At 43.6% G+C, this 8226-nt stretch carries 8 protein-coding genes; 2 read left to right on the forward strand and 6 right to left on the reverse strand.

The genetic code is table 11. The features are described 5' to 3' along the window. Positions 1-50: 50 nt before the first annotated feature. From ureC to QUA23_RS17110, 5 genes are all read right to left on the reverse strand, one after another. Positions 51-1808 (reverse strand): urease subunit alpha, encoded by a 1758-nt coding sequence (gene ureC / locus QUA23_RS17090; RefSeq protein ID WP_333077260.1) that lies wholly within the window; start codon positions 1806-1808, stop codon positions 51-53. Between the two features lie 177 nt (positions 1809-1985). Further along, positions 1986-3113 carry a glycosyltransferase family 61 protein gene (locus QUA23_RS17095; protein WP_333077259.1) on the reverse strand — a complete coding sequence of 376 codons (1128 nt, stop codon included), beginning with the start codon at positions 3111-3113 and terminating at the stop codon, positions 1986-1988. 346 nt (positions 3114-3459) lie between these two features. Continuing rightward, positions 3460-3777: an urease subunit beta gene (locus QUA23_RS17100; RefSeq protein ID WP_333077257.1), complete on the reverse strand. Its 318-nt coding sequence runs from the start codon at positions 3775-3777 to the stop codon at positions 3460-3462. A gap of 34 nt (positions 3778-3811) precedes the next feature. Next, positions 3812-4114, reverse strand: coding sequence for an urease subunit gamma (gene ureA / locus QUA23_RS17105; protein WP_333077256.1), 303 nt, complete (start codon positions 4112-4114; stop codon positions 3812-3814). 162 nt (positions 4115-4276) lie between these two features. Then, complete coding sequence (locus tag QUA23_RS17110) at positions 4277-5152, reverse strand: urease accessory protein UreD (protein WP_333077255.1); 876 nt, start codon at positions 5150-5152, stop codon at positions 4277-4279. A 203-nt stretch (positions 5153-5355) separates the two neighbouring features. On the opposite strand from QUA23_RS17110, the gene fmdA reads away from it, so the two are divergent. Together fmdA and QUA23_RS17120 are read left to right on the forward strand one after the other, a co-directional pair. Continuing rightward, the gene (gene fmdA, locus QUA23_RS17115) at positions 5356-6531 is read left to right on the forward strand and encodes a formamidase (RefSeq protein WP_333077253.1); all 1176 of its coding nucleotides are present in this window, start codon (positions 5356-5358) and stop codon (positions 6529-6531) included. Positions 6532-6693: 162 nt separating this feature from the next. Beyond that, a complete protein-coding gene (locus QUA23_RS17120; RefSeq protein ID WP_333077252.1) occupies positions 6694-6957 on the forward strand; it encodes a zinc ribbon domain-containing protein in 264 nt (87 codons plus the stop codon). Positions 6958-7069: 112 nt separating this feature from the next. Here the strand turns inward: QUA23_RS17120 and QUA23_RS17125 are convergent. Continuing rightward, positions 7070-8226, reverse strand: a 1157-nt coding sequence (locus QUA23_RS17125) for a photosystem II assembly protein (RefSeq protein ID WP_333077251.1), incomplete at its 5' end; no start/stop codon positions are given.

Genomic DNA, 8226 nt, shown 5'->3' on the forward strand with positions numbered 1-8226 from the left:
GAAAAATAAGAGGTTGATGAGCGAATCACCTATTTACAACAGATTTAGCATCAAAACAAAAAGTATCGCTGCGCCATTGGCAAAACAGTTGCCGGTTCGCAAGTTAACAATTCCCCATCCGCCCTGACTTCATAAGTTTCTGGATCGACTTCCATTTGTGGCAAATAATCGTTGAGTTTCATGTCTCTTTTGCTAATTTGTCGCGTCCCGGAAACTGCTACAGTGGGCTTTTGCAAACCGAGCTGTGCGGCAATATCTCGATCGCGCGCAGCCTGCGAAACAAACGTCAGACAAGTCGCCCCTATCGCCCCGCCAAAACTGCCAAACATCGGCCGCATATGCACCGGTTGCGGCGTCGGAATGCTGGCGTTAGCATCTCCCATCTGCCCGTAGGCGATCGCCCCTCCTTTAATTACCAGTTCCGGTTTCACCCCAAAAAAAGCCGGCCGCCACAAACACAAGTCCGCCAATTTCCCCTCTTCCACCGAACCGACATACTGACTAATTCCGTGAGTAATTGCCGGATTAATGGTATATTTTGCAATGTAGCGCTTCACCCGAAAATTGTCATTTTCTCCCCCTGGGGAACGGGCATCTTGCCCGTCTAAATCACCTGTGGAACGGGCATCTTGCCCGTTCAAAATTCCCCTTTGAACCTTCATTTTGTGTGCCGTTTGCCAAGTCCGAATAATCACCTCTCCCACTCTTCCCATCGCCTGAGAATCAGAAGAAATCATACTAAACGCACCTAAATCGTGGAGAATATCCTCAGCAGCAATAGTTTCCCTTCTAATTCTCGATTCAGCAAAAGCCACATCTTCAGGAATGCCTCGATCCAAATGATGGCAAACCATCAACATATCTAAATGTTCTTCTAAAGTATTGACAGTGTAAGGGCGAGTAGGGTTAGTTGACGAGGGCAAAACATTAGCTTGTCCGCACACTTTAATAATATCCGGTGCGTGTCCGCCACCAGCACCTTCGGTGTGGTAGGTGTGAATAGCACGATTTTTGAAAGCAGCAATTGTAGCTTCCACAAATCCCGCTTCATTGAGAGTATCTGTGTGAATTGCCACTTGCACATCGTACTCGTCAGCTACATTCAAACAAGTGTCGATCGTTGCTGGTGTAGTTCCCCAATCTTCGTGGAGTTTCAAACCCATTGCACCGGCTAATATTTGTTCAATTAATCCTTGCGGTTGACTGCTATTTCCTTTACCTAAAAATCCTAGATTTACGGGGAAAGCGTCAGCAGCTTGCAGCATTCTGTACATATGCCAAGGCCCGGGAGTGCACGTTGTGGCGTTTGTACCCGTTGCGGGGCCAGTGCCACCGCCGATCATTGTCGTGATTCCAGAGGCGATCGCCACTTCTATTTGTTGCGGGCAAATAAAGTGAATGTGACTGTCAATTCCCCCGGCAGTCAGAATCATTCCTTCACCGGCAATTACTTCAGTACCAGGCCCGATAATAATATCTACCCTATCTTGAATATAAGGATTTCCGGCTTTACCAATTTTGTAAATTTTGCCGTCTATAATGCCGACATCTGCTTTAACAATTCCCCACCAGTCTAATATTAAAGCATTAGTAATTACCGTATCAAAAGCGCCGTCTGCATTAGAAATTGGCGACTGTCCCATGCCGTCGCGAATGACTTTGCCACCGCCAAACTTAACTTCATCCCCGTAGGTTGTGAAGTCTTTTTCAACTTCTATGAATAATTCTGTATCGGCTAACCGGACGCGATCGCCCACAGTCGGTCCGAAGGTTTCCGCGTAAGCGCGGCGCTCCATTCTGTAACTCATGCTCGCTCCTAATATTAATCAATTTTTAGTTAGCAGTTGAGACCCACTTGAATTATAGTATGTGATAAGTTCCTCAATCTAAAACAGTAAAAAAATACAACATTACGCAAGCTTTAAAACCCTGATAGGCATCACTTCTTGCCAATCTAAAATCCCCAATGCTATCAAGGGGCAAATTTACTCCAACATTTTCGGGATTTCCCTTTTCAAAATCTCCACATCCACCGTCATATCCATGCCAATCAAACTCCAATCTTCCGCTACATTGTTGTCATCAACCATACGGGAGTATTCTAATCCCAATAGCTGGCAAATGTAATAAAAATATGGCGGAGTGTACCCTCCATAAAAGAATTCCAATACTTTCGTTCCCGGCTGACACCACAGCAAATTTGTAAAACCAGCCCCGTGAGGGCCGACAACCACCGCCGCTTCTGCAAACAGACGAATTTGTTCATCAACAGTGCGCGAGATATCTTCCAAAATTTCAAAATTAAATTCTTTCAAAACCTCTCGCACTTGTACTTCATTTTTAACCTTGCGCCGGCCGCTTCTAGACAGATAAAGTTTTCTATAAGGCTTTACCTTTTCCTTAAGACAGAATTTTTTCCGCAAAAGCTCTATATCGTAAGGACTGGGAAAATACCAGTCTTGATTGTTTCCCACCACCACACTTTCTGCATGATATCCCGTATCTCTAGCCCGAGTGTCGATTAGTGAACTTTCAGGAATACCGAGTTTGGTCATAAAGCCCAACTCAAAATCTGTATGTCGTAAAGGATAACAAATTTTAGCTTCTTGCCAAATTTCCTTACCTAAAGCCTCCTCAATTCGACAAAGTTTAGCCAGCACAAAAATCACATAATCATAATAACTACACCACAAATGCGACCAAGGAGCAACTACCAGCGGATAGGTAATTTGGTTAGGTTTGTAAGGCCATTCCAGAATGCCCGCACCGCTAATCCGAAAATCCAAGTCTAAAAGCAACTTGTTATTCAGCAGCGTGTTGCCCGACGTACAAATAGTTAGAGAATTTATTTTTTGATTGAGGGAAATCTTCCAAACATAATCTGGGTCAAAAGACACGGTTTTTTCGGCGGCAAAAAACCGAGAAGGCACTTTGTTTACCGAGGTTAATGCGGGTATATTGATAGGTTGGTGTTGCTTTTTGTAAACGATGCTGTCATCTAACAATTTGATGCTGGTACTCCGATCTAACGGGGTTCTCCAGACACGTCTAGATGTTGCCAGCAAGCTCTGCTTCAATCTCTGTTTGATCTGGTCAACTAATTTTGGGTTCATCACGCACTTTTGCTGTAGATCTTTGCAGTTTATATCTTTGCATTTTTTACAACCACTGTAGATGGTCCTGTACAAATTTTAACTCGCTCAAAAGTCGGAGGTTGAACTAACAAAAAAAGCCAGAAGGCACTTATACACAAGGCAGAGAAAAAGTTGTGAGATGGCTTTGTAACTCTCCAGGCATAGGGCTGGAAGTGATACCATGTTAGATTAGGGATGGCGGATGACTTATTACTATCATGGTGTGGATATTTCCTAGAGTTGCATTTTTTTGGGAAACTGGCAGAACTTTGAAGTTAAAAAGTTTTAAATTCCAAAATCAACAATCGTGAACGGTCATCTAGCTTCATACTTCAGCATCCAGATTACCGTTCACTTTTCCATTAAAGCCGTAGACTTCACGAGTACCTACAAAAGGTACTAATTGCACTTCCTTTTCATCTCCGGGTTCAAACCTGACTGCTGTACCGGCGGGGATATCCAATCGCATTCCTTTTGCTTGTTGTCGATTAAATTCTAAGGCTTCGTTTGCTTCATAAAAGTGATAGTGTGAACCAACTTGTATAGGTCTATCTCCTTTATTTCCTACCCGCAACCGCACTGTTTCACGCCCTGCATTTAGTTCTATTTCGCCTGCTGAAACAATCATTTCTCCTGGAATCATTTTTTCCTCCTGTGAGTCGGTGTGGTTGATTTTTTTAACGGATCGGATCGTGTACTGTAACGAGTTTAGTTCCATCGGGAAAAGTCGCCTCAACCTGGACTTCATGAATCATTTCTGGTATCCCTTCCATCACATCTTCCCGCGTCAGGAGAGTAGTTCCATAACTCATTAAATCGGCGACGGTGAGACCGTCTCTGGCTCCTTCTAAAATGGCTGCGGAAATGTATGCTAGTGCTTCTGGATAGTTTAATTTTAAACCTCTTTGTTTCCGGCGCTCTGCTACCAGGGCGGCGGTGAAAATCAGCAGCTTGTCTTTTTCTTGGGGGGTGAGTTGCATTTTTATTCTTGTAAGTGCGATCGCATTATTTGATTATCATATCTTTTACGGTTTTTTGTGAATGATTTAACCGCAAAGGGCGCAGAGGGCGCAGAGTCAGAGAAGAGAGAGATAAATAATCGAGTTAGGAGGGGAACTATACATTGAAACTCAAAGCTCATCCTATTTTATCCAAACTCTGGGCAAACAGCAAGGGCGTTCTGAAAAAGATAAGCGCAGCAAGTGCCAAATGCTGACAAACCATTCTCTCGCTGCGGTGGTGGATGAACCGCGATATCGGCACAGCAAACCGTTAGGAATACGAGTGACGCCGACGGTGGAATTACCAGGATAAATTGTTGCCTCCGATGGCAAATCTCGCACTTTTTCCACGAACTCTGTGGTGACGGGTTCGCCTACCCAAGCGAGGGTAGCGACTACGGGTTTTCCTGCGAGTCCGTGAGGACTTTCGAGCATTTTTTCTCCACCTTTGAGCAATTGTCTGTCAATCCATAAAGGGCTGTTTTGTTGCCAGACTTCGGTGTGCGAAATCCATTCTCCAGACACGAACTTTTCGCCCCTAGCACTGCGTCCAAATCGGGTAATTTCCCACAGTAAAATTCTCGCTGTTGGTGCTAATTCTACTCGCAAATTTTGCCGATATATTGCGCCGTCAAAAACTATTGTTTCCTGGGGCAGCCATTCTAAATTAGCACCGATATCTAGTTGAATGTCGATATTTTGTTGTGATTCTAGTCCACTGCTACGATAGATTTTACTAGCAGCGGCGCTGGTAATCAAGGCTTGGGCGTTGGGTTGGAGGTTAAAATGGCTGGAAAGTCGATCGCCCCCGACAACTCCCCCAGCCGTGTGCAAAATGACGCTGTGGCAAATCTCTTTCCCTTCAGGATAAAACGGACGCTGCACCTTGAGGGGCGCTTGCATTTGATTGTGAATGATTTGAGTTGCACCGCTGCGGTTGGCGTAGGCTAAATTCAGGCGGCCGTGCCATCTATTTTCAACTTGATCTATATGTTGTTTGGTCAAATTTTCAGTCACTAATTTTTTAATTTAAAAACATTCCCCATCAAAAACATACCACGACTGCGGGGCTTCCCTGCAATTACTTAAATAATGATAATCGTTATCTAAAATATTTTTGGTTTCTGCACTTATTAGTATAATAATTTACATTTATCAACCATCAGATCGGCGAAGATGCGCGTACCACGTAAAAATCAGTAACTAGAGGAGTGCATAATATGCCTCAAGTTCTCTTCAAAGTTGATTTGACCAAACCGATGTTAGAACAGGAATTAGTCGGTCACAATCGCTGGCATCCAGATATTCCAGCAGTAGTTTCCGTCAATCCCGGGGATGTATTTCGCATTGAGTGCAAAGACTGGACAGACGGACAAATTAAAAATGACGACAATCCCGACGACATTCGCGATGTAGACTTAACAGTAGTTCACGTTTTGAGCGGGCCAATTTACGTTAACGGCGCGCAGCCGGGGGATATTTTAGTAGTCGATATTCTCGACATCGGAGCTTTGCAAGGAGACGAATGGGGTTTTACGGGAATTTTTGCTAAAGAAAACGGCGGCGGTTTCTTGACCGAACATTTTCCGACTGCTGCTAAAGCAATTTGGGATTTTCAGGGAATTTATACAGCTTCCCGACACATACCAAAAGTTAGGTTTGCTGGGATTACTCATCCGGGTTTAATCGGCTGCGCTCCTTCTCAGGAATTGTTGAATAAATGGAACAAACGGGAAGCGGAATTAGTAGCAACAAATCCCGATAGAGTGCCGCCTTTAGCAGCACTGCCGAACCCCAAGAATGCAGTTTTGGGGTCGCTGCAAGGGGCAGAATTCGAGCGAGTTGCTGCCGAAGCGGCGCGCACAGTTCCTCCCCGAGAACACGGCGGCAATTGCGATATTAAAAACCTGTCGCGGGGTTCGAGAATTTATTTCCCGGTTTATGTCGAAGGCGCGAAACTTTCGATGGGAGATATTCACTTTTCTCAAGGAGACGGGGAGATTTCATTCTGCGGGGCAATTGAAATGTCGGGGTACATCGACCTCCACGTTGATATTATCAAAGGTGGCATGGATAAATACGCGATGGTCAACCCGATTTTCAAACCCGGGCCGGTGGAACCCCGCTATTCTGAGTACCTCGTTTTTGAAGGGATTTCTGTTGATGAATTTACGGGTCAGCAGTATTATATGGATGCCCACGTTGCTTATCGCCGAGCTTGTTTGAATGCGATCGAATATTTGAAAAAGTTTGGTTTTACCGGAGAACAAGCGTATTTGCTCTTAAGTTGTGCTCCGGTTGAGGGTCGCATCAGCGGCATTGTGGATATTCCCAATGCTTGCTGCACCATTGCTTTACCGACAGAAATTTTCCAGATGGATATTCTGCCGTCTTAATTACAGGAATTACGCACAGATTCGCTTTTGTAGGGTGCGCCGAAGCGCACCTTACCCACACACATAGTCTAAAAACTGCTTTCTTGCTTAATTCCTCAATTAGTAGGGCGGGCGCTGTCCGCCGCCTAGTGATTGCATCCACAATTACCATCAAAAATTGATATGCCTCTTTACGATTTTAAGTGTGAAACTTGCGGCATTTTTGATAAGTGGCGCCCTCTTGCAGAAGCAGATATACCGGTGCTTTGCCCGAGTTGCGAAACAGTTGCTAAACGCATCTTTTCGCCGCCGATGATTCTAACTGGAAAGCTGCGGTTGAAAGGTCAAGAAAATCGGGAACCGCAGGTAGTTAAGCGTTCTGAGGAACCAAAACCGCAGCGGAATCGCGAACACCGAGGGGGACGACCTTGGATGATCGGTCACTGAGCCAGTCAGACAGTCAGGCAGGGGTTTCAACCCCTACCTCGCAGCTCGCATTCGTCTAAAAAAGCAACAAAAAAGGTCAAAAACTATCTCACAAATTTTAACTATTTTGTACTTATTTTTTTGCTAAAATTACATAGTCATCAACTGAATAATTTAAGTCATAAGGTAACTTAAAGTGCTGGCGGAAAAGTGGACTTATAAATTTCTGAACTGATAAATTTTCTCTAGCAAACTTTCCAAAGTTAGGATGAGATGTCCTGCTACCTGTTGAACGTAAATATTTATACCACACTAACTTTAAACCCAGCTCATCAACAAATTGTTGTACGACACTTAGCTCCTGTTGGCAATCATCAATTTGACGAATATTGTAAGGTTTAAGCAGCTTTTTTTCTTGAATAATTAGCAATACGTAACCCGCATCAGTCAGGCTGTTTGTAAATATATCCTTGTAAATCTGAAGGGATTTTTCTCTTCTCTCCTCATCGTTAAAAAAACAGTGAGAAATTACTATAAAATCAAAGAATTTTTTCGGTAGTCTTTTATATTGATTTTCCCCATCAAAGATACTAGAAGTGTCAAAACGAAAGTAAGCATTCATCGCGTGCGGTTCCATGTACTGTCGCCAAAACTGGAGCCCGCGATATTGAAAAGCTTTTTGCTGTTCCAGAGAGTAGTAGGATATGTGCATTGGTGGCATTGAAAAAAAGTCGCTACTGCTTTGCAGCAACAAACCGAGTCCGTAAGCAACAGTACCCGGCCCCGCCGCTATATCAAGGATATTAACTTTAGTTGGTAATAATCCAGCCTTGTAAATCAGGAACCAAGCTAGATATGTACAATAAACGTTATCGAGGAAATACCTGATTAAATAGATGTGAGGACTGAGTTCAAAATTGTATTGAGGATCTTGTCCTTCTTTCAGCTTTTGAATATCGTCAATAGCTTGCTGAAGTAAATAATCAACATTATTTTTTTCACGACTCAAGTTATTAAGCTCGTTCTTGATGAAGCCAGCCAGATGTTTTTCAAAATTATTAAATACTTTGTCATCAATACCAGTGCATTGAATCATACTTCCATCGCATTCTATCATTTTGAAAGCTTTTGAAATATATTCAATAAACTTTGTATCGGGAAACAAGGTTAATTCATCAATCCCCCCCAGCGAATCCTTAAGTTCCCCGAAGCTTACAGCACTTTGCTTAACGATTAGGTACAATATTAGAGGTGGTAAGAAAGAGAACAATGAAACCCTACTCCCTAGAT

The sequence above is a fragment of the Microcoleus sp. Pol1C5 genome, assembly GCF_036701115.1.
Taxonomy (GTDB): domain Bacteria; phylum Cyanobacteriota; class Cyanobacteriia; order Cyanobacteriales; family Microcoleaceae; genus Microcoleus.